A 26097-nucleotide genomic window follows, 5' to 3' on the forward strand; every position below is an offset into this window, starting at 1 on the left:
GACGAACAATGGTCGACCAGCAGCCCAGCAACGATGCCGAACGGTTCCTGCGGCTGGTCCGCGCCGAGGAACGCGGTCGCCTGACCGTCTACCTCGGCGCGGCACCCGGCGTCGGCAAGACCTACCGGATGCTGCAGGACGCGGCACGGCGGCAGGCCGAGGGTCTCGACGTGGTCGTGGGGGTCGCCGAAACCCATGGCCGCAGCGAGACGGCGCTCCTGCTCGGCCCACTGGAAGTAATGCCGCGCCGACATTACGACCACGAAGGCCACCGGCTGGAAGAGTTCGACATCGATGCGGCGCTGTCACGGCGCCCGCAGCTCATTCTGGTCGATGAACTCGCGCATACCAACGCACCCGGCTGTCGCCATCCCAAACGCTGGCAGGATGTTGCCGAACTGCTCGTCTCGGGCATCGACGTCGCAACCACGATCAATATCCAGCATCTGGAGAGCCTCAACGATATCGTGGCCGGTGTCACCCACGTCCGCGTGCGTGAGACTGTGCCCGACAACATCCTCGAACATGCCGAGATCATCGCCGTCGACCTGCCTCCCGAAGCGCTGATCGAACGGCTCGAGGCGGGCAAGATCTACCTGCCAGAGACTGCCGGGCACGCGTTGTCCAACTTCTTCACACCGACCAAGCTCGCGGCCCTACGCGAGCTCGCGCTTCGTTACGCAGCAAGGAATGTCGATCGGCGGTTGAACGATCAGCTAGAACTGAGCGGCGAACGCGGCGGGTTCGTCTCCCGCGATCGTCTGATAGTGGCAGTAAGCCCCGGTAAGGGCGGAGCTCGCGTGGTGCGCGAGGCCAAGCGGCTGGCGGACATGCTGCACGCCCCCTGGACTGCGGTGGTGATCGAAAGTGGCAGCGCGCGCGCGGTTTACGGCGCGCAGCGCGAGCAATTGGCGGACAATCTCGCGCTCGCGTCGTCGCTCGGCGCCTCGCTGATGACAGTCGCGGCGACCGACGTGGGCCAAGCGCTGGTCGATCAGGCACGCGAATTGCGGGCGAGCCAGATCGTGATCGGCAAGAGCCGTCGCAGCCGCTGGTTCGAGTGGCGGCACGGCTCGATCGCACAGGAGGTCATACGCAAAGCCAAGGACGTTTCGGTCCACGTGGTCCCCGTCGACGAAGCCGACGAGAGGCCAGCACGGCCGAAGGACCCTTACTCGCAGCGCAACAATATCTTCGCCTTCTGGCTGGTGGCGTTCACCATCCTCGGGCTGCATTTTGCCCAGCCGGTCATCTCGCGCAGCGCGATCGATCTGGTCCTGCTGCTCCCGGTCGTGGTCAGCGCAACACTGCTCGGTATGCGTCCCGGCATCTGGGCCTCGATCTGGGCGGCGCTGGGATACAATTTCTTCTTCACGCAGCCGCTTCATACGCTCAACATCTACAGCACGGCGGACATCGTCACTTTCGCGGTCCTGTTCGCGGTAGCAGTGGTCATCGGTGGGCTGGCTGGCAAGGTGCGACGTCAGGCCGAAACCAGCGCGGGGGTCGCCCGGCTCAACGCCTCGCTGGCGCGCTTCGCCGGACTCATGGGCGGGCTCTCCGACCGGGACGAGACTGCGCGCGTCGCGTGCAGCGAGATCAGCGGCCTGCTTGATGTGGAGGCGATCCTCGTTTCGATCGAGGATGACCGGCTGGTGGTGCGCGGCAACGAGCACTATCGCGAGCTCGACATGGTCGATGAGGCGGCGGCGAAGTGGACGCTCGAAAACGGCGAGCCTGCGGGCCGCGATACGGGCACGCTGAATGCGGCCGACTGGCAGTTCCACCCGCTCAGGACCGCGCTTGGAATGATGGGAGTGCTGGGCATCGCGCGACCGTCGCAACAGCGCGTAATCCGACCCGACGATGCAACTCTGCTGGCCTCGCTGGTCGACCAGACCGCCTTGGCGCACGAGCGGCTGGTGCTGGAAGCGCGTGCGCGCGAGGTGGATGCCCTGCAGCAGCGCGACCAGCTGCGCGGCGCCCTGCTCGGCAGTATCGCGCACGATCTACGCACGCCGCTCACCGCAGTGATCGCCGCGACCGAGGCGATCCCGTCCGAGGGATCATTTGCCAGCGAAGTCCTCATCGCGCGGGAGGAATCGCGCCGATTGCAGCGCTTCCTGAACGATCTGCTAGAAGCCGCGCGGATCGAGCATGGCGCGATCCGGCCCAGCATGGAGAGCGTGGACATGACCGATGTGATCGCCGCGGTCCTACGCGATCTTCAGCAGTCCGGCCCTGACACGCGGGTCGACACTGCGATCGATGCCGACTGCCCGCTGGTGCATACAGATGCTCTGCTGGTCCGCCATGTGCTGATCAACCTGATCGACAACGCGCTCAAATTCTCACCCCAAGCGAGCAACATTCTGATCGAGCTCGATTGCAGGGACGATGACGTGGCGCTGCGGGTGCTCGACCGGGGGCCGGGCCTGCCGGCGGACGCTGCCGCGCTGTTCGACCGGTTCGAGCGGCTCGAAGGAACCGATCGCGTGGGCGGTTCGGGCCTTGGCCTGTGGATCGCAAAGAACTTCGTCGAGGCGGTGGGTGGCTCCATCGCCGCGGAGAATCGCGAGGGCGGCGGCGCAGTGTTCGCGATCGCGCTGCCACAGGCTACGGTCGTGTCCGAGGAGACCGCTGACGATGCGTAGCGATGTGCTGATTATCGACGACGAGACCGCGATCCGGCGTCTGCTCGTCGGCGCGCTCGATCGCACCGGCATCAGCCATGCCGAGGCGGCGAGCGCAGGGGAAGCGTTGCGATTGGCAAAGGCTCAGCCGGCACCGCTGGTCGCGCTCCTCGACCTTGGCCTGCCCGACCGCGATGGGCTCGAGATCGTCCCGCAGCTTGCCGCGCTGGGGCTCGCGGTCATCGTCCTGACCGCGCGCGACGCGACCGAGGAAAAGGTCGCTGCTCTCGATCTGGGTGCCGATGATTTCGTCACCAAGCCGTTCGACAGCGAGGAGTTGCTCGCCCGGGTTCGTTCCGCACTGCGGCGCAAGGCAGGCCCGCTCGCCGATAGCGCTTCGCGCGAATTCGCCGATGGCACGATCGACCGCGAGGCGCATGCCGTCACTTTGCGGGGCGAGAAAGTCGAACTGACGCCGCGCGAGTTCAACCTGCTCTGGGCGCTGGCCGACCGCCCGGGACGCGTTGTGACGCACGAGAGTCTGCTAGAGACGGTCTGGGGGCCTACCCACCGTCAGGACTTGGACTATCTGCGGGTCGCGATCCGCTCCCTACGACGGAAGATGGAGCAAGATCCGAGCCATCCGCGGCTGATCGTGAACGAACCGGGCGTGGGCTATCGTGTAGCTGTGAACCAAGGGCGGAGTGTCTGATTTGATTTTTGCACAGCACATCGGACTGTATGCTGACCGCGCGGCTCGGGTTTTCTGACTTGCCCCTTCGGGCGGGGGGGCAACTTCGGACTTAGGATAACATGGTGTCCGATTTGGAAAGCCCCAATGGCGTGCCTGCCGGGGTCTACGTAGCTTCGTCCACGCGCTCACTTCGGTTGGAATCATAATGTGCGTGTCGGCGGTTCGGGTCGCTCTTCCGTTACCATTTTCAATTTCCCGCTAAAAAAGCCCCCTCAGGGCTTCTTCGACCAGATCGAGACCTTTCCCCAATCCGGGCTCCTCGTCCTCAAGCCAAGAAAGCGTGGCATCGGCGAAGGCGGCCATGCAGATTTGGGCTGCGAGGGTGGCCGCGCTGTCGATGCAGATTTGGCCATGACCTTCCTTCGTTTCGCCCGGAGCGGCAAGGAGGTCGCAATGCGTGTATTTCCGACAAGCGCGATGGCTGGATTGGCTCGGTGGTCGCCCAGGAACTGATGGAGGCGGGGCATTCGGTCGTCGGTCTGGTGCGATCGGAGGAAAAGGGCGCGGCACTCGCGTCCTCCGGTGCCATGGTGATGGTCGGTTCGCTGAGTGATCTCGATGTCCTGCGCCGGGGGGCACAGGATGCGGAGGGCATCATTCACACGGCTTTCGGCCTCGACATCTCGCGTATAGACGTGCTGGCGGCGGAGGACCGCGGGGCGATCGAAATTTTCGGCGAAGTATTGGCCGGATCGACGCGTCCGATCATCTTCACCGGAGGTTTTCTGCACCTGATGGGCAAGAAGGCGAAGGAAACGGATCGGCCCCAGGTGATGCCCGCCTTTCCGCGCGCTTCGCAGCAGACCGCGTTCGCCTTGGCCGAGAGCGACAGCCACGCGAATGTCGTGCGCAACCCACGCTCGGTCCACGGCAAGGGCGAAACGCACGGGTTCGTCCCGACGCTCGCCCTCTCGCGCACCAGAAGGGCGTGTCCGCTCATATCGGCGACGGCAGCAACCTGTGGCTGGCTGTCCACCGCCTGGATGCCCCGCGCGTCTACCGTCTCGCGCTCGAGCGCGGTACACACGGCGAAGCCTATCATGTGGTTGCCGAAGAAAGCGCGCCCTTCCGCGAGATTGCGGAGGCGATCGGTCGGCAGCTGGGCCTGCTCGCGAGATCCCCGAGCCCGGAGGAGGCGGAAGACCATTTCGGTGCGCTCGCGATGTGGGTCGAAAACAACGGCCCGGCCTCGAACGAGTGGACGAGACGCACGCTTGGCTGGGCTCCCGAGCAGATCGGTCTCATGGCCGATATCGAGCGGTTGGATTAGTCGAGCTAGGGAATTGCAGACGTGTCAGCAACGCATTCGCGGCGAGGCGCGCTGGCACCGAAACCCGCACCGATGCGTTGAAGGGTGATGGACAAGACGATCGAAGACCTGCAGCGCGAAATGGAAGCCGCCGCGAATGCGCTCGATTTCGAGGAAGCGCGGCGACTTCGTGACCAGATCAATCTCCTTCGGGGCGGGGCAGATGCCGCGGACGCCGCACAGGCCGACACTTCGGGTCTGATCCGGCAGCGGCCCGGCGCCATGGGCCTCGGCACGAGCAGACAGCGCCCGGTTCCTCCGCCCGAGTGGAAGCCGCCGCCAAAGCCCGACCTGATGACGACCGGCTCGTCTTCGCGGAAACGCAGGTGAGGCCCTGAGGGCGGTTTTGTGGCTGTCCTTTCCGGTCCTTCAACGATCGATGGCTATGGCCCATCGTTCGAAGGGCGGGTGTGGAGAACTGGCAGAGCGATATTCCGCCGCCCGAAGCCAGGCCCTAGTGCGCCGGGACGTCACCTCCCCGGCGTGTTTCCATCGATGAGATCCTGAATGAAATCCTCCGGTTGCGCGGTCATCTCGCTGGTCGCCTGCGCGATCCCCGGCACGGCCATCGCGCAGGAGCCGGGCGAAGACGTTCTTGCTGACGACGAGGTCATCGTCGTCACAGCCACGCGGCAGCCGCTCTCGATCGAGCGCGTCCCCGGATCGGTCCTGCTGCTCGACGAAGATGCGCTCGATCAGGCGCAGGGCTTTACCGGCGCGGAAGACCTCGCCGAAATGCTGCCCGGCGTCGAAGCGGCGGTTGCCAACGGCACGCAGGTCGCGTTCCAGATTCGCGGTATCGGCGCGGTCGACCACCAGGCGCTGACCCCGACCGCAGCAGCCGTCTATGCCGACGGGGTTTTCCAGGCGACCAATGTGCAGACGAGCGCGCTGCTCTACGACCTGGAGCGCGTGGAAGTCCTGAAGGGGCCGCAGGGCACGCTTTACGGGCGCAATGCGTCGGCAGGCGCCGTCAACCTCATTTCCCGCCGTCCGGATGCCGAGGACGCCAATTACGCACGGCTGGGCTACGGTAATTTCGACCGCGTCGATGTCGATGCGGCGGTCGGCGGTCGCATCGCGGAAGGGGCCTATGCGCGCCTTGCGACCACTTACGTCAGCCGCTCCCCGGTGCTGGAGAATGTCGCAGGCCCGGCCGAGGCGGGCGGCGAGACCGACGAGTTCGGCCTGCGTCTTTCGGCCCTGCTCGATCGGGGCGTAGGCAGCATGCTGCTGCGCGGCCATTACGAGCAGGACAAGGGCATCAACCCGATGCCGCGCAACTCCTCGCTCGATCTAAGCAAGCACCAGATCGAGTCGGCTGGCGACGGCGTGCAGGACAGCGACAACGCCTTCTATGGTGTCTCGGCCGAAACGACGCTGCCGCTGGGCGCATGGGAGCTTTTCTCCCTCACCGCGTTCGAGGGCTATCGCCAGAACTACGGCTTCGATTTCGACGGTACCGCAGCGCCCTCCGGCGATCCCTCGTCCAACTCCAATCTCTCCTACGCGCGCGACTTTGCGCAATTCTCCCACGAAGCGCGGCTCAGCCGGCAGTTTACTGGAGGGTCGGTGCTGCTGGGTGTCGCGGCTTCGCTGGAGGACTTCAGCCAGCGCTACACGATCTGGTGCGGCGAGCTCGATCCGCAAACGCTGGTCGGCTCGTGCAATTACGTCGGCGCACCCGGCCGGGTAGGGCCAACCCCGGCGAGCGATGCCCCGGCTGCGACGCTGGTCACCGATATTGCACAGGAGCGCGTGTCGCTCGCCGCGTTCACCTACAACACGCTCGAGCTGGCCGCGCGGCTGACGCTGACGGCGGGTCTGCGGCTGACCTACGAGGATATTCGCGGGCAGGGCGAGGGAGTGCATGTCTTTCGCGACGGGGTGCGTGCCTTCAACAACCGCGATGGCCTGGGCCCCGCGAAGGGCGGCAATGTCATCGAGACGACCCGGCTCAGCGGCAATGCGGCGCTGAGCTACGCGTTCGGGGATGCGAACGCCTATGTCTCGATCGCCAATGGCTACAAGTCGGGCGGCTTCAACGGCGAGATCGCGAACAACGCGCTGCATTACGCCGACGAGGGCCTTTTCGCCGCCGAGACCGTCACGACGATCGAGGCCGGGGTGAAGGGCAGGGCGGCCACGCTGCGCTATTCGTTCGCGGGCTTCTACAGCGATTATCAGGATCCGCAGGCGAGAATCTTCGTCGAGTTCGCATTGCCCGACGGATCGACCATCGTTTCCAATTCGCTCTCCAACCTCGATGCCGCGCGATCCTACGGTGTCGAGGCGCAGCTGGGCTGGACGCCCCTGAGCGGCCTCGATCTCGAGCTGGGAGGGGTCTGGAACCGCGCGCGTATTCGGCAGGATAGCGCTATCGGCGGTAATGCTGACCTCTACGACGGCCAGCCGCTTCCGTTTGCGCCGGAGTTTTCGGCGAACGCCGGGGTGCGCTATGAAACACGCGTCAGCCGTGACGTCGGGTTTGCGCTGAGCACGAATGCCAACTTCCGCAGCCGCTTCTATCTCGACCCGTCGGGCCTGGCGGAGCGTAGCCAGGGCGATGTTCTCACGCTGGCAAGCCGTGCAAGTCTCGCCTTCGATACATCGGGGATCGAGGTGAGCATCTGGGGCCGCAACCTCACGAACCGCGATTACGCGGTCTCGGGCTACGGCTTCATCGGCTACAACACCTTCCGCTCCGACCCGCGGACCTTCGGAGGATCGGTGTCCTTCGCGTTCTAGGGCCACCGGGCCGGAACCTTGCACGGCTTTCGCGCGCTCACTCGCTGCAAGGAGAACGGGAATGGCGGCACGGGCATATTGGCAGGGACAGATCAGGCTCGCGCTCGTCTCGATCCCAGTGGAAATCTATTCGGCCAGCAAGTCCGGCGCGAAGATCTCGTTCAACCAAATCCACGAACCCAGCGGCAAACGGGTCAAATACGAAAAGACCGTACCCGGCGTCGGCCCGGTCGATCGCGACGACATCATCAAGGGTTACGAGATTTCGAAGGGCGAATACGTCCTGCTCGACGATGAGGAGATCGAAGCGGTCAAGATCGAGAGCCGCAAGACGCTCGAACTCGTGCAATTCGTCGATGCCGGCGAGATCGACCCGCTCTATTACGAAAAACCCTATTACGTCGCGCCCAAGGACGATCTGGCCGAAGAAGCCTTCGTCGTGCTGCGCGAGGCGCTGCGCAAGGCGAAGAAGGTTGCGCTCGGGCAATTGTCGGTGCGCGGGAGCGAGAAGCTCGTCGCGATCAAGCCGTGCGGCAAGGGCCTGCTGCTCGAAACGCTGCGCTATGCCGACGAGGTGCGCAAGGGCCAGTCGTTCTTCCACGATATCGACGAGACCAAGCCGAAAAAGGAACTGCTCGATCTCGCCACCACGCTGATCGAGGAAAAGAGCGCGCCCTTCGACGCGAGCGAATTCGAGGATCGCTATGTCGATGCGCTGAAGAAGCTGATCGACAAGAAGGCCAAATCGAAGAGCAAGACAGCCGTGATCGAGGATGTCGACGCGCCCGACGGCGAAGAGGGCGGCAATGTGATCGACCTGATGGCCGCGCTGAAGAAGTCGGTCGGCGACAAGAAGGGTTCGGGCGGGAAGTCTTCCTCCAAGCGCAAGAAGAGCGCCTGAGATGGCGAAGCGCAAGCGCGCCGATCCGCTGGCGACCTACAACGCCAAGCGCGACTTTGCGAAGACGCCCGAACCGTCGGGCAAGGCGCAGGCCAGCGCGGACGGCAATCTCTTCGTCGTCCAGAAGCACGATGCGACGCGGCTGCACTGGGACTTGCGGCTGGAGATCGACGGCGTGCTCAAGAGCTGGGCGGTGACCAAGGGCCCGTCGCCCGATCCCGATATCAAGCGGCTGGCAGTGCGGACAGAGGATCACCCGATGTCCTATGCCGAATTCGAAGGGACCATCCCCAAGGGCGAATACGGCGGGGGCACCGTGATGCTGTGGGACAGGGGAAGCTGGGCCCCGATCAAGGGCAAGAGCGCGAAGGATATCGACGAGGGCCACCTGCATTTCTGCCTCGAGGGTGAACGGATGAAGGGCGAATGGCTGCTTATCCGCCTGAAGAAAAAGCCCGGCGAGAAGCGCGAGAACTGGCTGCTGCGCAAATTGCAGGATGACCATGCCGAGGAAGGCGATGCGCTGGTCGAGCGCGAACTCACCAGCGTGCTGACCGGACGCTCGATGGCCGAGATCGCAGCAGACAAGGACGGCGAATTTCCGCTGGCGGGGAAGAAGGACGATGCCTTCCTCGCGCAGATGGAAAAGGCCTCGGCTCACAATGCGAAGGAAACCAAGCCGCGCCGCAAGCGCAAGGCGGCGCGGCTCCCCAAATTCGCCAAGCCCCAACTGGCCACGCTGGTCGACGATGTGCCGACCGGCAATGGCTGGATGCACGAGATCAAATTCGACGGGTATCGCGCGCTGGTCGCCGCGAAAGGCGACGAGGTCCGCGTCTATACCCGCAGCGGAAAGGACTGGAGCGAGAAGTTCGGCCCGCTGGTCGATGCCTTTGCCGACCTAGACCTGCCCGCCTGCCTGATCGACGGCGAGATCGTGGCCTATGACAGCAAGGGCAATCCCGATTTTTCGACGCTGCAGAAGGTGCTGAAGCGTGGCCATGGCAGCCAGTCGAAAGACGACGCGCTGGCGTTTCACGGCTTCGACCTGCTGTCGCTCGATGGGGAGGACCTGACCAGGCTACCCAATATCGAGCGCAAGGAGAGGCTCGAAGCACTGCTGGCCGGGGCCGACGCGCCGATCCACGTTGCCGACCATGTGATCGGTGCGGGCGAGAAGCTGTACGCCGCGATGTGCCGATCGGGGCAGGAGGGGATCATCGCAAAGAAGATCGACGCCCCCTATCGCCATTCGCGCAGCAAGGCCTGGGTGAAGGTGAAATGCACGCGGCGGCAGGAATTCGTCGTGGTCGGGTGGAAGGCGAGCAAGGCGAAGGGACGGCCTTTCGCGTCGCTGCTGCTGGCCCAGCACGAAGGCGACGAGCTGGTCTACAAGGGCAATGTCGGGACCGGTTTTACATCCGACGAGCTCGACGATCTGGCGGCGAAGATGCGGCGGCTCGAGCGCAAGACGCCGCCCGTCGAAACCGACACCGCGAGCGCGCGGGGCGTGACCTGGCTCACGCCCAAACTCGTCGCTGAGATCGCCTTTGCCGAATTCACTTCCGACGGAAATGTGCGCCACGGCAGCTATCTCGGCTTGCGCAGCGACAAGGACGCCAAGTCGGTCGTGCCCGAAAAAGCGGCGCCTCCACCAGAGCCCGAACCGGATGTGAAGATCACCAGCCGCGATCGCGTGGTGTTCCCAGACAGCGGACAGACAAAGGGTGCGCTGGCCGACTATTACGCGGCCATCGCGCCGCTGATGCTGACATTCGCCGGACGCCGCCCGATCAGCCTGGTGCGCTGTCCGCAGGGCCGCGCGAAGAAGTGTTTCTTCCAGAAGCACGATAGTGGCGCGTTCGGCGATGCGGTCCACCATGTCCCTATCCGCGAAAAGGACGGCGGGAGCGAAGATTACCTCTATGTCGAGGATGCGCATGGCATCCTCCAATGCGTGCAGATGGGCACGATCGAATTCCACGGCTGGGGCGCGCGGACCGACGATGTCGAGGCGCCCGACCGGATGGTCTTCGATCTCGACCCCGACGAAGGGCTCGATTTCGGCGATGTGAAACAGGCGGCGCGCGATATTCGCGCCAGGCTATCCGATATCGGGCTCGTCAGCTTCGCGATGCTGTCGGGCGGGAAGGGCGTGCACGTGGTCGTGCCGCTCACGCCCGGACACAATTGGGAGGCGCACAAGGATTTCGCGCGCCGCTTCGCCGAGGCGCTGAGCATCGCCGAGCCCGATCGCTTCATCGCCACAATGAGCAAGGCCAAGCGCAAGGGAAAGATCTTCATCGACTGGCTGCGCAACCAGCGCGGCAGCACCGCCGTGGTGCCCTATTCGGCGCGGGCGCGTTCGGGCGCACCGGTGGCGGTGCCGATCGCGTGGAACGAGCTAAAAGAAATGAAGGACGCCAAGCCGTTCTCGATCGACGATGCCGAAAGGCTGATCGAGCGGGCCACGAACAAGGCACTGGCCGGGTGGGGAGCCGCTTCGCAGAAGCTCCCCGATCTGTGAACTTGGTGTATCCTGGCCGAGGAAGGGCTGTCCCAACATCAAGCCAGGATTTCGCCAGCCTTTGGCCCGTTACTCGGTCTCGTCGCTCTGCTGCTCCAGAGCACCCATAATGGCCGCCCAGGAGACGAGCTTGAAGTTCTGCGCGGCGGGTGGGTTGATCCCGTCCTGTGCGACGAACAGGCCATCGGGATAGTCCGGGCCGAAGCTGCCGGGGTGGAGGTCGATACCGTCGGTTTCCTCAGTAGCGCCGAACGTTCCGGGCGCGATCCGGAACCGACCGACCGGCTCCATCCCGGGCAGCCGGAACACTGCATAGGTGCTGTCGCCTTGCGACGACGCAATCAGATAACCGCCGTCACGCCCCTCCGGCATCAGGGCAAGGCCTTCGACATCGGCCACCAGCGTGGCATTGTCGATCGGCGCGAGCAGTTGACCCGACTCATTCGCCGACCCGCCGACGCGGAAGCTCCAAATGCCACCGTTTTCCTCGCCCACGTAGAGCTGCGATGTACGATGGTCGACCACGCAGCCCTCTGCCTGGCTGGGCACGCGCATGGTGCGCTCAAGCATGCCGGTACCATTGGCGCGCAGGCGCACCTGATTGATCGTGCCGTCCTTGAGCACCGCGAAAGCAATCGCCGCATCGCCCGCCATGCCGATCGGAGGCGTCCACAAGCACAGGCCATAGGCCTCGCCCGCACCACTCGCTACCGAACCGATGGGTTCAAGCCGCGCGGTGGCGGTGTCGAGCCGGAACAGCGCGATGGCAGAGTTGGCCGGATCGGTCCGGTCGCTCGCGGCAACCAGCACCGTGCCATCGGACAGCGTCACCAGATCGACATTATTGAACAGGCCGCCACCCAGGAAGGAGAGGTCTTCGCCTTCGAGGTTGTAGACGTGCAGGCCCGCCTTCTTGTCGGTACCGACAATCAGGCTCTTCGACGGATCCTGAGCATTGCGCCAGATCGCGGGATCGTCGGCTGCGTCGTCGTTGGCGGTGCCGACCGGCTTGGTCTCCGCCGTGGCGTAAACCGATACGGCCGGATCGCCCATGACGGGCATGGTGGTGCAGCCGGCCACCGCCAGCGCGAGGCTGGCCGTGGCGAGATATTGAAACCGATTGCTCATCAGAAGGTCACCCTCACGCCGCCTTTCATGGTCCAGCTATATTCCTCGAACTGGTAGAGATTCCGCTGCCCGCCGAGGTTGTTGTACGCGTAGTACTTCGCGTTGTTGATGTTCACCCACTCGTAGAACAGCTTGATGTTGTCGGTCAGCCTGTACTTCGCGGTCAGGTCGAGCTGGAAGTGGTTGTCGACATAGCGATCCAGCTCGGCCTCGTCGGCGATCTCGTCGAGGTACCTGTCGCGATAGGTGCCCGCGAGGCGCAGGTCGATCGGCCCCTTGTCGTAACCGAGCGCCACGTTGAAGGTGTGGCGCGAGGTCGCCGGCAGCGGGATGTCGCGCGGATCCTCGGCATCGCCGTCGGTGAAGACCGTGCCCGTCGCATCGGTGTAGGTGTAGTTCGCCTGCACCAGGAAACCGCTCAGCAGGCCGGGGAGGAAATCGAGCGACTGGGAGAAGCCAGCCTCGAAGCCGAAGACCTTCGCCTTCTCGCCGTTGATCGGGATCACTGCCTCGTCATAGGCAATGCCGTTAAAGGTGTCGTTTTGCTGCAAGGTATCGACGATGTAATCATCGATGTCCTTGTAGAAGACCGCGGCTGTGATCGCCCCGTTGCTGGTCATGTAATATTCGAGCGAAGCATCGAAATTCCACGCGCGATACGGTTTGAGAGCGGGGTTGCCGAATTCGCCCTCACGCTCGTTGTCGTCTTTCTGCTCGACCGCGAAGCGCGGGGCGAGCTTGCTGAGCTTGGGACGCACCAGGCTCTTGTACCCGGCCAGCCGCATGATCAGGTTCGGCTGGGCTTCCCAGCGGATGTTGAGGCTGGGCAGCCAGTCGTCGTAATCCTTCTCGAACGCCACGGGGCTGACGAAGACTGCGTCTTCGTCTGCGGTTCCGCCGCCGGGCAGATCGCCGCCTTCCTCGACCAAGGTGACCGTGTTGCCGACGATGGTATTGGAGGTGCTTTCCAGCCGGACGCCGCCGATCACGCGCAGGGATGCGCTGTCGTACCGGCCGAGCAGATATCCGGCCATGATGTCTTCTTCGACCGAGTAATCCTCGACCGCGCTGTCGAAGTCGCTGTCGACCTGGACGAACTCGAATTCGTCGAAGTTGGCGTAGAAATAGTCGGTCGGGCCGGTGTAGCTCGCCACGGGGCCGATGTCTGCAAGGCGGTAGGTCTGGGTGCCGAGAACGTCGGCGAGCGAATAGGTGCCCGGGCCATCATATTCGTAGAACTCGGCGTTCTTATCGTAGCTCTTGTCGCGCCAGCGGCCCTTGAAGCCTGCTTGTACGGTGAATTCGCCGCTCTCCATTGCGAAACGGCGGCCGAGGTCGAACTTGGCGGCGTATTCCTCATCCTGCGCATCGGACAGTGCGGTGCGCTCGAGATCGTTGAGCTCGTACTCGGCTGCGTCGTAGAAGGTGCCCGGATCGGCGATGACCGAGTACATCGGGCGGCGCGGGTCCGAATAGTCGAAGCCGACGGTCAGGCCGTCATTCGAGAATCGCTGGCGGAATTCGGTCGGGTCGATGCTGCCGCTCTCGTTTTCCGAGGACTTGGCCCAGCTGCCGGAATATTCGGCGAACCAGTCGCCCCAGTCGCTATCGCCGCCGAGGACGAGGGTGCGGATTTTCTGGGTTTCGAAGCGGTCCTTGATGTCGCGTTCGACCGCGATCCGCTGGCGGACCGTTTCATCGGGATCGTCGCTTTCCGGATCGTCGATTTCCGCGTCGGAGAAGGTCGCGCCGTTCGCGGAGACGGTGGTCGGTCCGAGATCCTCGAAATCGCCGAGGTCGAAGGTCGTGCGACGGCGATATTCCTGGTCGTCGAACTCGCTGTAGATGCCGCGGGCGTAAAGCGTGGTCGAGTCGCCGGCGCGGACGTCGAAGTTGAGCGAGGCGCTGAACCGCTCACGCTCTACGTCGTAGTCCCGATACTGGACTTCGGCCGGGAAGATCGTGCCTTCGTCCGCCCAGTCGTCTGCTTCGATATTGTCGGTTTCGAACTTGCGCTTGTAGTAGGAAACGCCGCCCGAGACGCCAAGGTTGTCGGTCAGCCGCGTGGCGAAATCCACGCTGCCCTTGGGGCTGAGGTGGTCGGCATAATCGTTGTAGCTGCCCTCGAGCTTGGCGGTCAGCAAATCCTTGCGGCGGTCGAATGCGCTGGTCGTTTCGATCTCGACCGAGGCACCGATCGTGTCGCCGTCCATGTCCGGCGTGAGCGATTTCTTCACCTCGATCGATTCGATGATGTCGCTCGAAATCACGTCGAGCGCGACCGAACGCACATCGCTCTCGGGCGAGGGGACACGCACGCCGTTGAGCGAGGTCGAGACCAGATCGGGGTCCAGGCCGCGAACGCTCACGAAGCGGCCTTCGCCCTGGTCGTTCAGCACGTTGACGCCCGGCAGGCGGCGCAGCGATTCGGCCACGTTCTGGTCGGGGAACTGGCCAATCGCATCGCGGGTCAGCACGTCGCCGACAGTGTCCGATTCGCGCTTGCGCGAGAGGGCGCTCGCCTGATTGGCGCGCTGGCCGACCACGAGAATGGTCTCGCCCGTATCGGAAACGAGCGGCAGCGTGACGCTGACCGTTCCGGTCGCGGGGACCGTGATGGTCCGCGTGGTCGTGTCGGCACCGATGTAACGCGCTTCGATTGTGTAATCGCCCGCCGGCACGTCCGCGATGAGGAAGGAGCCGTCGCGTTCGGTCGAGGCGGAGCGGTTGAGTTCGACGATCCGCACTTCGGCCGCGCGCAGAGCGACCGTGTCGCTCTCGTCGGTCACGATGCCGCGCACGTCGCCGGCGAGGGCCGGTGCGGCAAGGGCAGTCGACAGCGCGAGAATTCCAACACGCGTAGTGAAACGCAACTTCGTCATGAGCAGAGAACCCCAATTGTTATCCCGTTGGGGTGCGCCGCTAGTGGCCCAAGGTTACGCTTGGGCGACGGGCATAAGGCAGTTGGATGACAGCGGAAAAATGTTGCTTCGGTGCCTCACATCCCGGTGCGCTGTCTACGTTCCATTATGCCGGGAGGCCGTGTGACTCGACCTCGGCCGTGGCGCGGGGCGCGGATTTGCGGGGCCGTTTCCCGATCGCTGCCGCGCACAGGATCAGCACCACGTCGAGCGCAATCACGCCGATATCGCCCGGCCCGAATGCCACAATGTGACCGACTCCTGTCAGCGCGACGCTCACTGCGAGGATATTGCGCATCCGTGTGTCGGTGAAGGTCTGCGGCAGGACCGCCGCTGCCACCAGGGCCACCGCGAGCCCGATCCAGAAGGCGCCCACCAGCGGTGCGTCGGGGCCTGCGAGGAAGCGCAGCCACGCGGCCAACACGAGTGCGAGCGGAATGCCCCAGACCACGACGAGCCACATTGCCTGGAGGCGCTGCGTCTCGAACCCCTTGCGCTGGCGCTTGCGTAGCCAGAGCGTGGTGCCGGTTGCGGTCATCACGGCCAGCGCCAGACCGAAGCCGATATAGGCAAGCTCCACCGGCAGGCCCGCGAAATTGCCGAAATGCAGGTTGTAGGTCGACGCGGCGGCCTGCCGGCCGATCTCGCCATCCGAGATGCCGACCTTGCCCTGGTAGTTGCCTGCCCCGTCGAAACTGTAGGCTTCACCGTAGATCAGCCGGCGCGGATGTTCGGCAATGATCTGGACGAACTGCCCCTTCGTCATGGGATCGTGCACCACGACATAGGTCGGCACGGTCTCCGGGAAGCGCTGCGAAACATACTGCATCGCCCGCGCGATGTTGGGCAGCGGGGCGGGGGTCGCGTTATGTTCGGGCTCGTCACCGAAGATGGTCGCGTAGACAGGGTCGATATCGCCCCCTTCGTAGGCCTGCGCCAGAACGCCCGCACCGGCGTAGCTCAGCCCGATGAACGCGCCTGTCAGCGTGATCGCCAGCATCGGTGCCAGCGTCCACACACCCAGCCGGTTGTGCCAGTCCGCGCGCGCCAGTTGCGGATCGTGCCGCGTGCGCAGGCGGAAGGCATCGCGCAGGATTCGCGGATGCGCGAGCACCCCGGTCACCAGCAGCGCCGCCAGCACCACGCCCAGCGCGCCGACCGCGATCATCCCCCACATGATCGGCAGCGTCAGGTTGATGTGCAGCGCCATGACGAACTCGGTCCAGGTGTGCGCCTCACGCCCCACCACCGCACCAGCGCTGTCGACGTACCATGCCTTGTTGTCGGTCGTGACAACCGCGCGCGGCATATCCTCGGTCGGCATGCGGATGTAGAGATGCGCGGTCTGTGGCAGTTCGCTCTCGCGCGCCAGCACCTGCGGAAGCGATGCCTGCGCGGCTTGCGGGGAGAGCACCTCGCCCGTCTCGACAAGGTCGGGCTGCTCCCACCGCTGCCAGCGGTCGTGCACCACGATCATCGCACCTGTGATCGCGATCAGATAGATCAGCGCCCCCGCCAGCAGCCCGATCGAGGCATGGCCCGACAGGGCGCGCTTGACGAAGGTGGTGTCGGTTTTCGGGGTGGTCATGCGAGAATCCATATCACGGTTGCCAGCAGGGCGGCGAGGGCGGGCGGCACCATCATCCGCGCCGGACCGGCCAGCATCACCTGCCATACCATCAGGAGCGCCCAGACGACCGGCTGGACGAACAGCATGGTCGCAACCGAGTTGGCGTCCAGCGCCGCGTCGCCCTTGATTGCGGCGTTGACGGCGAAGGCCAGCCACTGCGCGGCGATGAACGACACCGGCACCACCGCGAGGAATACGAGGAAGCGCCGCACGAGACCTTCGGGGCGGGTCGGCAGTCGGACAGATGGAGAGGCTGGCGCGCGCCGTGCCTTGCGCTGGGGCGAAACAGCCCCGGCATAGGCGACTGCGACCAGCGCGAAGACCGCGCCGGCGGTCATCCCGGTGGCGAGGCCCCATGCTCCGCCCAACGAGGTGAGGAACACGAGCGCGATGGCCGCAATCGCCCACCCCGCCAACTCCAGCCCTTTCGCGCCACCCCAGCCGAGACGGATCAGCAGGACCGCCCCGGCCAGCGCGATGATCGACAGCGCGACCGCCATCAGTACTTGACGCGAAGCGTCGCGAGGACCGAGCGCGGCGCCCCGTAGAAGCTCTGGTCGAAGGTGAGCGAGGAGAGATACTTCGCGTTGGTGATGTTCCGCACGTTCACGCTGACGCCGACGTTATCGGTCACGTCGTAGGCGGCAAGCAGGTCGACCAGGGCGTATTCGCCCTGTTCGATGCGGATATCTTCTCCGGTCGTGACAGAGACGCCGCCCGGCTCGAAATAGAAATCGCTCTGGTACTGGGCCGACACGCCCAGCTTGAGCTTGTCGAACGAGGGCGGGGAGTAGACCAGGTTGAGGCGGGCCGTGTTGCGCGGAACGAAGGTCCGCTCGGGCTGGTCCGCCTCGTCCCGGATGCGCATCGCGGTGAAGCCGCCGGTGGCCTGCAGACCCGGGAGGATGGTGCCACCGATTTCGACCTCGATGCCGTTCGACGTGGCGTCGACCGGTACATAGACCGTGCGGCCGAGCGTCGCATCGAAAATGCCGAAGGCGGTGTTCTTCTGGCGCGCCTGGAAGACCGCCGCGCTCGCATAAAGCTTGCCGCCGTTCCACTCACCCTTGAGGCCCGCTTCCACATTGTCGCCTTCGATAGGATCGAGGATTTCGTTCTCTGCACTCAGTTCTATCTGCGGGCGGAAGATCGTCGCGAAGCTGGTATAGGCGCTGATGTTCGGCGTCAGCTCCAGCGTCAGGCCGACGAAGGGCAGAAACTTGCTCTCATCGAAATCCTGCGGCGTGCCGTAGGAAACACCTTCGCTCGTGGCATGGGTGTAGTTGCCGCCGAGCATGATCTTGAGATCGTCCGACGGATTGAGGCGGAGCAGGCCATACGCGGTCTCGCGCCGGGTGTGCTGGTCGAGGCTGAGATCGAATTCGGGGAAATCGACCTCGGGGAAGGTGCCGGCAACCATGTCCTCGATCGAGATCGGAAGGCCGACCTTCGAATTGTCGTAGGCCGAATATTGCCGGTAGCTCTGTGCGCCGCGATTGGCTCCGAACATCAGGTCGTGATCGCGCCCGCCGAGCGAGACCTTGCCCGCAACATAGGCTTCGATCGTCAGGTTCTTGGTATCGCCCTTGAAGCTGCCGGGATAGGTCAGGATGCCGTCGCCGGTGGTGCGGTCCGGATTGCCATAGACGTAGAACAGCTCGTCCTGCTCGCTGATCGCACGGCGCAGCACGGTCAGGCGCGCGGACCAGCCGTCGCCGAATTCGTGCGCGATGTCGCCGAAGATCTGCCGGTCGGTCACGTTCCAGTTGGACCATTCGGGTGCGCTGTTGGCGCCGCGATCGTAATCGATCCGGGTGCCGTCGGTATAATAGAGCGGCAGCGCGCCCCACATGGCGCCGCGGCTCTGGTGGTCCTGATGCGCGTAGCCGGCACTCACCACGGTATTGGGGCCGAGGTCGGCCTCGACGATCCCGTAGCCCGTCCAGCGCTCCAGCCCGTAGCGGTCGAGATGGCTGTCGGTATCGAGATAGGCGCCCACCGCGCGGGCGCGCACGCTGCCGTCGGAGGTGATCGGGACGCTGACGTCGCCATCGAGCCGCAGGTTGTCGAACGATCCGTACTGGACGCTGCCCGATGCCTGCAGGTCGGTTGAGGGGCGCTTGCGGATGAAGTTGATCACCGCACTCGGGTTGCCGGTGGAGGACAGCAGGCCCGGCGCGCCGCGCACGACCTCGATCCGGTCATAGATCGCAGTGTCGAGCGATCCGGTCTGGATGCCGAAAGCGAAGGGCAGGCCAACGCCGTCGATCTGGAAGGTCTGGATGTCGAACCCACGTGCCGAGTAATAGACGCGGTCGGTTTCCGCGGCGAGCACGCTCACACCCGGAACCGTCGTCAGCAGCTGGTTCACGTCGTTGAGCTGGAAGTCCTCGATCTGGGCCTGGGTCACCACGCTGACCGACTGGGGCGTTTCGCGCTGGCTCAGCGGGAGGCGCGTCGCGGTGCTCTGCGAGTCGACGCCATATTCGTCGCTGCCTTCGCTTCGCTTACCGGTCACCGTGATCGTCGGCTCTTTCTGCTCGTCGAAGGAGGCGCTCGCCTCGCTTCCCGCGTCGGCAGTCGCCTCGGCGTCCGATGCGGCAAGCGCTCCGGTAGAGGTTGCGGCGAGCAGGGCCGGCAGGACAGTGAGGCTGAAACGCATGGGGGCTCCGTAATGATTCGCTAATGACGTGAGCAACCCGCTATTGCGAGTTAGATGCAATTACAAGAGAAGTCGCGCGAGCTTGTGCCGAGGCCCTGCGCCACATCCTGCAGACGGAGGGGCCGCTTGCGTCACCGGCTCCCTTTCCGATCGAACATTCAGGTTGAGTTCGAGCCCCGCCCCAGGCGGTTCGGTCCAGCTCGTACCGCTTGCGGGCGCGGGAACTGGGGATGTCGCTCGTCGAGAGGGGCATGGCTGCGCCCGGCCGGTTCGAGAGCTTCTATCGCATCGGATTGTCGCCGGCGCCGATGCTGCTGCTGGCTGCCGTTTTTGTCACCGGAACAGACGGTGGCTTCGCGAGCGGCGTGCCGCTTGCGATGAGTACGGGCATCCTGCTGCTTGCAGTAGGCTTGGCAGGTTTTGCCCTGCGCGGTCGTCGGCGCGACGCTCGAACCGGGGCAGAGTTGCGGTCACACCCGGCCGAACGCCTGCGCGTCAGCGATCCCGCTTCTTGAAATTGCCGTCAGGGCGCTTTCCGGCAAAGGCGCGCTTGGGCTTGCCGCCGTCGTTCTTGCCGTCCGCGCGGTGACCGGGGCCCTTGGGTCCACCGTCATTCTTGCGATGCGGGCGCGGCTTGCGGTCGGAGTGCCCGCCGCCGGGGCCTGCCCTGCGGTTGGTACGCGCCATTTCGCGCGGGCCATTGGCCGAGGCTTCGATGTGGACGCTGTCGCCATCTTCGCCATCGCCCGCAGTGCGCGCGAGAGCATCGGAGAACTTGTCCGCGATCGCGCGCGGGATCTGGAAATGCGTTTCGTTGGGACCGATGCGGATCGCGCCGACCTCGTTGCGGGTGATCTGACCGCGCCGGCAGATCAGTGGCAGGAGCCAGCGAGGGTCCGCATTGCGGCGACGTCCGATGTCCATCTGGAACCACACCGTGTCTTCGAACCCGGGCCGGTGCCGCTCGGCCTTTTCGGCGCGTTGCGCCTCGGGCGTGTTCGCGGTCAGATCCTCGGGCTCGGGCATGGAGGCGCGGTGCGCATGGACCAGCATCGCTGCCAGTTCATCGGGGCTGCGCTGCGCCAGCAGCGCGCCGATCAGTTCGCTGTCGCCCTCGTCGATCTCGACCGGCTGGAGCAGCTTTTCCATCAGCCGCTCGCGGTCCTTCGCGCGGATCGCCTTGCTGTCGGGCGCGGCGGTCCACTCCGCATCGATCTTCGCATTGCGCAGCATCTGCTCCACCCTGCGACGACGCGAGAAAGGCACGACGAGTACCGCGGTGCCCTTGCGGCCCGCGCGGCCCGTCCGGCCCGAACGGTGCTGCAGGGTTTCCGCATCGCGCGGGATCTCGACATGGACCACAAGGCTCAGCGTCGGCAGGTCGATCCCGCGCGCGGCGACATCGGTGGCGACGCAGACGCGGGCCCGCCCATCGCGCAGGGCCTGCAACGCCTGGTTGCGTTCGGACTGCGAGTTCTCACCGGACAGCGCGACCACCGCGAAGCCGCGTTCCTGCAAGGTCGCGAAGAGATGGCGTACCTTTTCGCGCGTGCCGCAGAACAGGATCGCGGTTTCCGCCTCGTGGAAGCGCAGCAGGTTGACCACCGCATTCTCGACCTCGCGCGGGCTCACGGTCATGGCCTGGTAGGCGATGTCGCCGTGGCCCCGGTCCTTGCCGACCGTGGTGATCCGCAGCGCGTCGCGCTGGTAGCGGCGGGCCAGCGCCTCGATCGGTTTGGGCATGGTGGCGGAAAACAGCAGCGTGCGGCGGCCCTCGGGCGTCGCGTCGAGAATGTCCTCCAGCTCTTCGCGGAACCCCATGTCGAGCATCTCGTCCGCTTCGTCGAGGACGGCGGCTTTGAGTGATGACAGGTCGAGCGCGCCACGTTCGAGGTGGTCGCGCAGACGGCCCGGGGTGCCGACCACGATGGTCGCGCCCGAGCGCAGGACGTTGCGTTCGTGCGACGGGTTCATCCCGCCCACGCAGGTCGCGATGCGCGCGCCCGCCTTGCCGTAGAGCCATGCGAGCTCGCGGCTGACCTGCAAGGCCAGTTCGCGCGTCGGTGCGATGACGAGCGCGAGCGGTGCGCCGGGGGACGGCACGTTGCCGTTCTCGCCGATCAGCTCGGGCGCGAAGGCCATGCCGAAGGCCACGGTCTTGCCCGAGCCGGTCTGCGCCGAGACGACGAGGTCGCGGCCCTTTGCTTCGGGTTCGAGAACGGCCGCCTGCACGTCGGTCGGTGCGTCATAGCCCCGTTCGGCGAGCGCGGTGGCAAGGGTTTGGGGAAGGTCGGAAAAATTCATGTCATGGCCTTGGGGCTGCACGACGCGCGGGGGCTGCGTCGGTATGGCCGCATAAGGCCATCGGATGTGTGGGGTCTGGGGGTATCGAACGATTGCCGTTCGGCCTCAACCGCAGCCCATACACCACGAAACACGATTTGGCTTGTGAAACTTTCGGAAAATTGCCGACCCGCACAATTGATGGCTTGCGGGTCGGGCGTCAGGCCGTGTTCGTCGCCACCGACTGGGCGAGCGCGATGGCTCCTAGGGGCCCTGCCATGTCGCCCAGTTGTGCGGGGAGGACGTAGCCTGCAGGGTCGGCCTCCACCAGATGGGCGTGGGCATATCCGGCGAGGCTGCCCACCAGCTGGTGCCGGATAGTGTCGAGCAGCGTGGCGCGTGCGCTCGCCACACCGCCGCCGAAGATGATCGCTTGGGGCAGGGTGGTCAGCACGAGGTTGTGGCACATGGCGGCAATCTCGCTCGCCACATCGTTCCACACTGGGTGGTCGTCGGGAATTGCCGATCCGTCGATCCCGGTGCGCGCGGCAAGGGCGGGGCCGCTGACCAGCCCTTCGATGCAGGCCCCGTGATAGCGGCATGCGCCAGCGAACCCGGTATCCGTGCGCGGCACCAGCATGTGCCCTGCTTCCGAATGGCCGAGCCCGGAAATCGGCTTGCCCTGCACGATGGTGGCCACGCCAACCCCAGTGCCGATGGTGACGTAGCACCAGGACCGAAGGCCCCGTGCCGCACCCCACAGACCTTCGGCCAGCGCCGCCCCGTTTACATCGGTATCGATGCTGCACGGCTCTTCACCGGTCAGCCGGTTGAGATCGGCCTCGTGCCAGCCCGGCTTGGTGGTGTGGACGACCTGCCCGAAGGCAGGCGATCCAGGCTCGAGGTCGAGCGGACCGAAACTCGCGATGCCGAGTGTCGCCGGTCGATGCTCCACCCTCCAGCGGTTGAGGACGGAGCCGATCGCGGCGAAGGTCTCGTCGGGCTGGCGGGTCGGTATGCGTGCGATATCGCGCACGTCGTCCGGCCCGCTCGCCAGGATTGCGACGCATTTCGTCCCGCCCAGCTCGACGCCGGCATATAGCTTCTCGTTCGTGCTCATCGCGTCACCGGCAGCTTAGGCTGCTCTTACTCCCACCAGTAGGGCGCACGTTCGGCGCTGCCGGTGACCTGCTCGTTCATCGTCGCCGTATCGTAAGCACGCCCGCCGAGGACCACCGTCTCGACCCGTTCGGTGTTGCGGATATTCTTCAGCGGATCGCCGTCGATGATGACGAGGTCGGCCAGCTTTCCCGGCTCGAGCGAACCGATCTCGCGATCCATGCCCAGCGACCTGGCAGGCACGATGGTCGCGGCCTGCAAGGCCTCCAGCGGGCTCATCCCGCCGCGCACGAAGGACCAGATTTCCCAGTGCGTGCCGATCCCGGCCTGCTGCCCGTGCGCACCGATCGACACGAGAACGCCCGCATCCGCGACCTTCTTGGCCTCGCGCGCCACATCGTCGTCGATGAAATCGCCTTCGGGCGCTGTCGTCCTGCGGGCATTGCCCGCGCGCAGGATCGCGGGCGGCGTGTGCGCCACCAGCAGCGGCTGGGCGAACACGTCGGTCGCCTGCCGCCAGTAGGGATCGCCTGCGAGCCCGCCGTACCCCACCACCAGCGTGGGGGTGTAATTGGTGTTGGAGTGGCCGAAGAACTGCAGGACGTCGTCGTAGATCGTCATGACGGGGATGTTGTGCTCCAGCGTGGAGTTGCCGTCCGCGATCAGGTTCAGGTCCATGCCGAACAGCGATCCGCCTTCCGCCACGACGAGCATGTTCTCGCGCCGCGCGGCCTCGACGACCATCTGCCGCTGGTCGCGGCGCGGCTGGTTGTAGTTCTTCACGCTCGGCGCGCCTTCGGCCTTCAGGCGGCGGACATGGTCGAGCGCGTCGTCCAGCGTATCGATCTGCGCGTAGGCCCCCGGCGCACGCGCGCCGTAAATGATCCGCCCGGTGCTGAACATGCGCGGGCCCAGCAGCCGCCCGGTGCGCTGCATATCCTCGGCGACGAAGAAGCTCGTGCCGCTGGAGGGATCGTGGATCGTCGTGGTGCCGAGCGCAAGGTTCTGGATCAGGCTCCAGTTCTGTTCGGGCACCAGATCGCCGTCGCCATAGGCGCCATGGGCATGCGCATCGATGAAGCCGGGCAGGATCGTCTTGCCGCGCGCATCGATGGTCGGCGTGCCCGCCGGGTAGGTCATCGCGACGGTCGGGCCGACGGCGGTGATCTTGCCGTCCTGGATCAGGATCGTAGCGTTCTCGATGATCCCGCCATCGGCGTCGGCCATGGTGATGACCTTGGCGCCGGTGATGGCGAGGCTGCCGGATGCGATCGCCGCCCGTTCGGTGCGCAGCATCGAGACGCCGGTCTGCGGCGGCTGGTAGGCCGCGCGTTCCTCACCCTCGGCAGGCGGGGCGGAGGGGAACAGCTGGCCGAGCGTGGCGGTGAAGAGCGTGGGCCCGAGCGACCAGTGGATGCGGTCCCCGCCGCTCGACCAGTGGACATAGTCCGCTGCGGAGTCGGACAGCTCCACCACCGGCAGGCTCTTGGCCCCGGCCGAGATGGTCACCGCCTGGCCGCCGGGCATCAGCGGCATGGCGAAGGCGTCGTAATTCTCGGTAAAGGCGAAGAAGCGGCCCGTGGGCGAGACTTCGTAGCCGGTCACCAGCTCGCCTTTTGCATGCACGCGCTGCGCTTCGCCGTTGAGGTCGGTCGAGAGCAGTTGCAGCGCGCCGTCTGCCGAAGTGGTCATGAAGAGCCGATCGCTGTCCGCGCCGAAATGCGGGTTCGAACCCGACCGGCTGACGAGCGTTTGCGCACCGCCCGATGCGGGCACGCGATAGATGCCCGGATCGTCGCTATATTCGGGTGCGGTCAAATATCCGCCTTCGCCGCGTTCGAACACTATGGTTGCACCGTCGGGCGAGAAGGCGGGGGCAGAGTAGTGGCCCGGACGGTTGGTGACGGTCCGTTCTCCGCGCCCGTTCGCACCGATGGTGCGAATTTCGCCGAGCCCGTCGTCGGTCCAGCGGACATAGGCGATGCGCGATCCGTCGCGCGACCAGCTGGGATAGAGCTCCATCCCGTCATCGGCGTCGGTCAGCCGCCGCATGGTGCCGCCGCCCGCAGGCATGGTGTAGAGCCGTCCGAGGCTCTCGAACACGACCGTGCGCCCGTCCGGCGAAACCTCGGCGAAGCGCGGCATGGTCACTTCGACGCTGGCCTGCTCCACCGGGATCACCGGATGCGGCGCGCTGGCGACGCCGCGTGTATCGTCGATGGTGAAGGGGATCACGCGCGCGTTGGAGCCGTCGGCATCCACCCGCATGATTTTGCCGCCCGCCCAGAACACGATCGAGGCGCTGTCGGGCGTCCAGTCCATGTTCGGATAGACCCCGGTAACCGCCCAGGTTTCCTGCACGTCCTGATCAAGATCGTCGAAAATCTTGTATTCCCGGCCGCTCTCGAGGTCCTTCACATAGAGCTTCGAGCGCGTGTTCTCGCGCCGGACAAAGGCGATTTTGCTGCCGTCGGGGGACGGCGTCGGGCGGACTGCGCCGCCGAGCCCGGCGACCGCGGTGGTCACCTCGCCGCGCTTCAGGTCGTAGCGTTCGATATGGAACAGGTCGGTGTTTGAATCCTGCGCATACTCGAAGATCGGTCCCGGCGTGACGTTGCGCGTGTAGTAGATTGCGCTGCCATCGGGCGCGTAGATCGGCTCGCCCAGTTCCTTCTGGTGCTGCGGGTTGGGGCGTTCCACCAGCGCGACGCCGCTGCCGCCGGACACGTGGTAGAGCCAGACCTCTCCGGTGCCGAGCGAGCGACCGGTGGTGAAGTGCTTCTTGGCGGCGATGTACTGTCCGTCGGGCGACCAGGTGGGCTGATGCATCAGGCGGAAATCTTCCTTCGTCAGCTGCCGCTTGTCCGATCCGTCCGCATTCATGATCCAGATATTGTCGCCGCCGCCCCGGTCCGAAGTGAAGGCGATGCGGGCGCCATCGGGCGAGAAGCGGGGCTGGACCTCCCAGGCGAGACCCTCTGCAATGCGCGTCGGCGTGCCGCCCGCGATCGGCATGGTGTAGATATCGCCCAGCACGTTGAACGCGATCGTGCGCCCGTCGGGCGAGACGTCGACATCGACCCAGGTGGCCTCATCCGTGCGGATTGCGACCTGTTCTATGGGCACCCCCGGTGGCGCGTTGACGTCCCATTCGGAATTTTCCTCGTCCGCCGCGATGCTCTCGCCGGTCGCGTCGTCCTCGGGTGTCTGCGCGGGCAGTGTGTCGGGCGGGGTGACCGGCCGCAGCGACTTGTCCTCGGTCGCCTCGGTTTCCTCCACCGGATCCGGCTGCTGCGTCGGCTGCGGCGCCTGCGCCAGCGCGGTGGTGGAAAGGAGGGAGGCGGTAAGGAGGAGAAGCGAATGTTTCATCAATGGGTCCCGCTGCTGGTTCGTGGCGCGCAGCCTAGGCGGGGCGGATCGAAGCGCAAGGGGCCGCTGCGAGACAGGCGCGGATAGTCGCGTCCAATGAAGGAAGGGCCCTG

The 26097-nt window shown here is 65.4% G+C and carries 16 protein-coding genes and 1 pseudogene; 9 read left to right on the top strand and 8 right to left on the bottom strand.

The annotated features are described in order from the left end of the window. Positions 1–8 precede the first annotated feature (8 nt). The 8 genes and pseudogenes from ACYQ0L_RS12260 to ligD all read left to right on the top strand — a co-directional run bounded on the left by ACYQ0L_RS12260 (position 9) and on the right by ligD (position 10872). Entirely contained in the window at positions 9–2654 is a 2646-nt protein-coding gene (locus tag ACYQ0L_RS12260; RefSeq protein ID WP_459789520.1) for an ATP-binding protein, read from the top strand. Further along, the gene (locus ACYQ0L_RS12265; protein WP_459789521.1) at positions 2647–3345 is read left to right on the top strand and encodes a response regulator transcription factor; all 699 of its coding nucleotides are present in this window, start codon (positions 2647–2649) and stop codon (positions 3343–3345) included. The genes ACYQ0L_RS12260 and ACYQ0L_RS12265 overlap by 8 nt, the downstream gene beginning before the upstream one ends. A 494-nt stretch (positions 3346–3839) precedes the next feature. Continuing rightward, positions 3840–3944: pseudogene (locus ACYQ0L_RS14925) on the top strand (3-beta hydroxysteroid dehydrogenase); the annotation flags it as partial. Between the two features lie 371 nt (positions 3945–4315). Further along, entirely contained in the window at positions 4316–4657 is a 342-nt protein-coding gene (locus ACYQ0L_RS12275; RefSeq protein ID WP_459789673.1) for a Rossmann-fold NAD(P)-binding domain-containing protein, read from the top strand. Between the two features lie 87 nt (positions 4658–4744). Next, positions 4745–5026: a UvrB/UvrC motif-containing protein gene (locus tag ACYQ0L_RS12280; RefSeq protein WP_459789522.1), complete on the top strand. Its 282-nt coding sequence runs from the start codon at positions 4745–4747 to the stop codon at positions 5024–5026. Positions 5027–5203: 177 nt separating this feature from the next. Beyond that, the gene (locus tag ACYQ0L_RS12285; protein ID WP_459789523.1) at positions 5204–7444 is read left to right on the top strand and encodes a TonB-dependent receptor; all 2241 of its coding nucleotides are present in this window, start codon (positions 5204–5206) and stop codon (positions 7442–7444) included. Between the two features lie 61 nt (positions 7445–7505). Further along, positions 7506–8345 (top strand): non-homologous end joining protein Ku, encoded by an 840-nt coding sequence (ku, locus tag ACYQ0L_RS12290; protein WP_459789525.1) that lies wholly within the window; start codon positions 7506–7508, stop codon positions 8343–8345. 1 nt (position 8346) lies between these two features. Next, complete coding sequence (gene ligD / locus ACYQ0L_RS12295; RefSeq protein WP_459789526.1) at positions 8347–10872, top strand: DNA ligase D; 2526 nt, start codon at positions 8347–8349, stop codon at positions 10870–10872. A 69-nt stretch (positions 10873–10941) separates the two neighbouring features. Here ligD and ACYQ0L_RS12300 read toward each other — a convergent pair whose 3' ends face one another. From ACYQ0L_RS12300 to ACYQ0L_RS12320, 5 genes are all read right to left on the bottom strand, one after another. Continuing rightward, complete coding sequence (locus ACYQ0L_RS12300) at positions 10942–12000, bottom strand: phytase (protein WP_459789527.1); 1059 nt, start codon at positions 11998–12000, stop codon at positions 10942–10944. Then, the gene (locus tag ACYQ0L_RS12305; RefSeq protein WP_459789528.1) at positions 12000–14882 is read right to left on the bottom strand and encodes a TonB-dependent receptor; all 2883 of its coding nucleotides are present in this window, start codon (positions 14880–14882) and stop codon (positions 12000–12002) included. The genes ACYQ0L_RS12300 and ACYQ0L_RS12305 overlap by 1 nt, the downstream gene beginning before the upstream one ends. A gap of 145 nt (positions 14883–15027) precedes the next feature. Further along, positions 15028–16509, bottom strand: coding sequence for a PepSY-associated TM helix domain-containing protein (locus ACYQ0L_RS12310; protein ID WP_459789530.1), 1482 nt, complete (start codon positions 16507–16509; stop codon positions 15028–15030). Further along, positions 16506–17051 carry a hypothetical protein gene (locus ACYQ0L_RS12315; protein ID WP_459789531.1) on the bottom strand — a complete coding sequence of 182 codons (546 nt, stop codon included), beginning with the start codon at positions 17049–17051 and terminating at the stop codon, positions 16506–16508. The genes ACYQ0L_RS12310 and ACYQ0L_RS12315 overlap by 4 nt, the downstream gene beginning before the upstream one ends. Next, positions 17051–19213, bottom strand: coding sequence for a TonB-dependent siderophore receptor (locus tag ACYQ0L_RS12320; protein WP_459789533.1), 2163 nt, complete (start codon positions 19211–19213; stop codon positions 17051–17053). Before ACYQ0L_RS12320 ends, ACYQ0L_RS12315 begins: the two co-directional genes overlap by 1 nt. A gap of 230 nt (positions 19214–19443) precedes the next feature. On the opposite strand from ACYQ0L_RS12320, the gene mprA reads away from it, so the two are divergent. Then, a complete protein-coding gene (mprA, locus tag ACYQ0L_RS12325; protein WP_459789534.1) occupies positions 19444–19728 on the top strand; it encodes an MprA protease, GlyGly-CTERM protein-sorting domain-containing form in 285 nt (94 codons plus the stop codon). On the opposite strand, the gene ACYQ0L_RS12330 is transcribed toward mprA, so the two are convergent. From ACYQ0L_RS12330 to ACYQ0L_RS12340, 3 genes are all read right to left on the bottom strand, one after another. Further along, positions 19709–21517: a DEAD/DEAH box helicase gene (locus tag ACYQ0L_RS12330; RefSeq protein WP_459789535.1), complete on the bottom strand. Its 1809-nt coding sequence runs from the start codon at positions 21515–21517 to the stop codon at positions 19709–19711. The two genes, mprA and ACYQ0L_RS12330, sit on opposite strands and share 20 nt — an antisense overlap. Before the next feature lie 199 nt (positions 21518–21716). Further along, the gene (locus ACYQ0L_RS12335) at positions 21717–22616 is read right to left on the bottom strand and encodes an ROK family protein (protein WP_459789536.1); all 900 of its coding nucleotides are present in this window, start codon (positions 22614–22616) and stop codon (positions 21717–21719) included. Between the two features lie 26 nt (positions 22617–22642). Next, positions 22643–25984: an amidohydrolase family protein gene (locus tag ACYQ0L_RS12340; RefSeq protein WP_459789537.1), complete on the bottom strand. Its 3342-nt coding sequence runs from the start codon at positions 25982–25984 to the stop codon at positions 22643–22645. Positions 25985–26097 lie beyond the last annotated feature (113 nt).

This window comes from Alteriqipengyuania triglochinis, from assembly GCF_054655655.1.

Bases quoted from the DNA above. Each gene is read 5' to 3' on its own strand.
- ACYQ0L_RS12280 (WP_459789522.1), top strand. From the start codon at position 4,745: ATGGACAAGACGATCGAAGACCTGCAGCGCGAAATGGAAGCCGCCGCG.
- ACYQ0L_RS12320 (WP_459789533.1), bottom strand. From the start codon at position 19,213: ATGCGTTTCAGCCTCACTGTCCTGCCGGCCCTGCTCGCCGCAACCTCT.
- ku (WP_459789525.1), top strand. From the start codon at position 7,506: ATGGCGGCACGGGCATATTGGCAGGGACAGATCAGGCTCGCGCTCGTC.
- ACYQ0L_RS12335 (WP_459789536.1), bottom strand. From the start codon at position 22,616: ATGAGCACGAACGAGAAGCTATATGCCGGCGTCGAGCTGGGCGGGACG.
- ACYQ0L_RS12265 (WP_459789521.1), top strand. From the start codon at position 2,647: ATGCGTAGCGATGTGCTGATTATCGACGACGAGACCGCGATCCGGCGT.
- ACYQ0L_RS12315 (WP_459789531.1), bottom strand. From the start codon at position 17,051: ATGGCGGTCGCGCTGTCGATCATCGCGCTGGCCGGGGCGGTCCTGCTG.
- ACYQ0L_RS12285 (WP_459789523.1), top strand. From the start codon at position 5,204: ATGAAATCCTCCGGTTGCGCGGTCATCTCGCTGGTCGCCTGCGCGATC.
- ACYQ0L_RS12340 (WP_459789537.1), bottom strand. From the start codon at position 25,984: ATGAAACATTCGCTTCTCCTCCTTACCGCCTCCCTCCTTTCCACCACC.
- ACYQ0L_RS12310 (WP_459789530.1), bottom strand. From the start codon at position 16,509: ATGACCACCCCGAAAACCGACACCACCTTCGTCAAGCGCGCCCTGTCG.
- ACYQ0L_RS12330 (WP_459789535.1), bottom strand. From the start codon at position 21,517: ATGAATTTTTCCGACCTTCCCCAAACCCTTGCCACCGCGCTCGCCGAA.
- ACYQ0L_RS12260 (WP_459789520.1), top strand. From the start codon at position 9: ATGGTCGACCAGCAGCCCAGCAACGATGCCGAACGGTTCCTGCGGCTG.
- ligD (WP_459789526.1), top strand. From the start codon at position 8,347: ATGGCGAAGCGCAAGCGCGCCGATCCGCTGGCGACCTACAACGCCAAG.
- ACYQ0L_RS12300 (WP_459789527.1), bottom strand. From the start codon at position 12,000: ATGAGCAATCGGTTTCAATATCTCGCCACGGCCAGCCTCGCGCTGGCG.
- ACYQ0L_RS12305 (WP_459789528.1), bottom strand. From the start codon at position 14,882: ATGACGAAGTTGCGTTTCACTACGCGTGTTGGAATTCTCGCGCTGTCG.
- mprA (WP_459789534.1), top strand. From the start codon at position 19,444: ATGTCGCTCGTCGAGAGGGGCATGGCTGCGCCCGGCCGGTTCGAGAGC.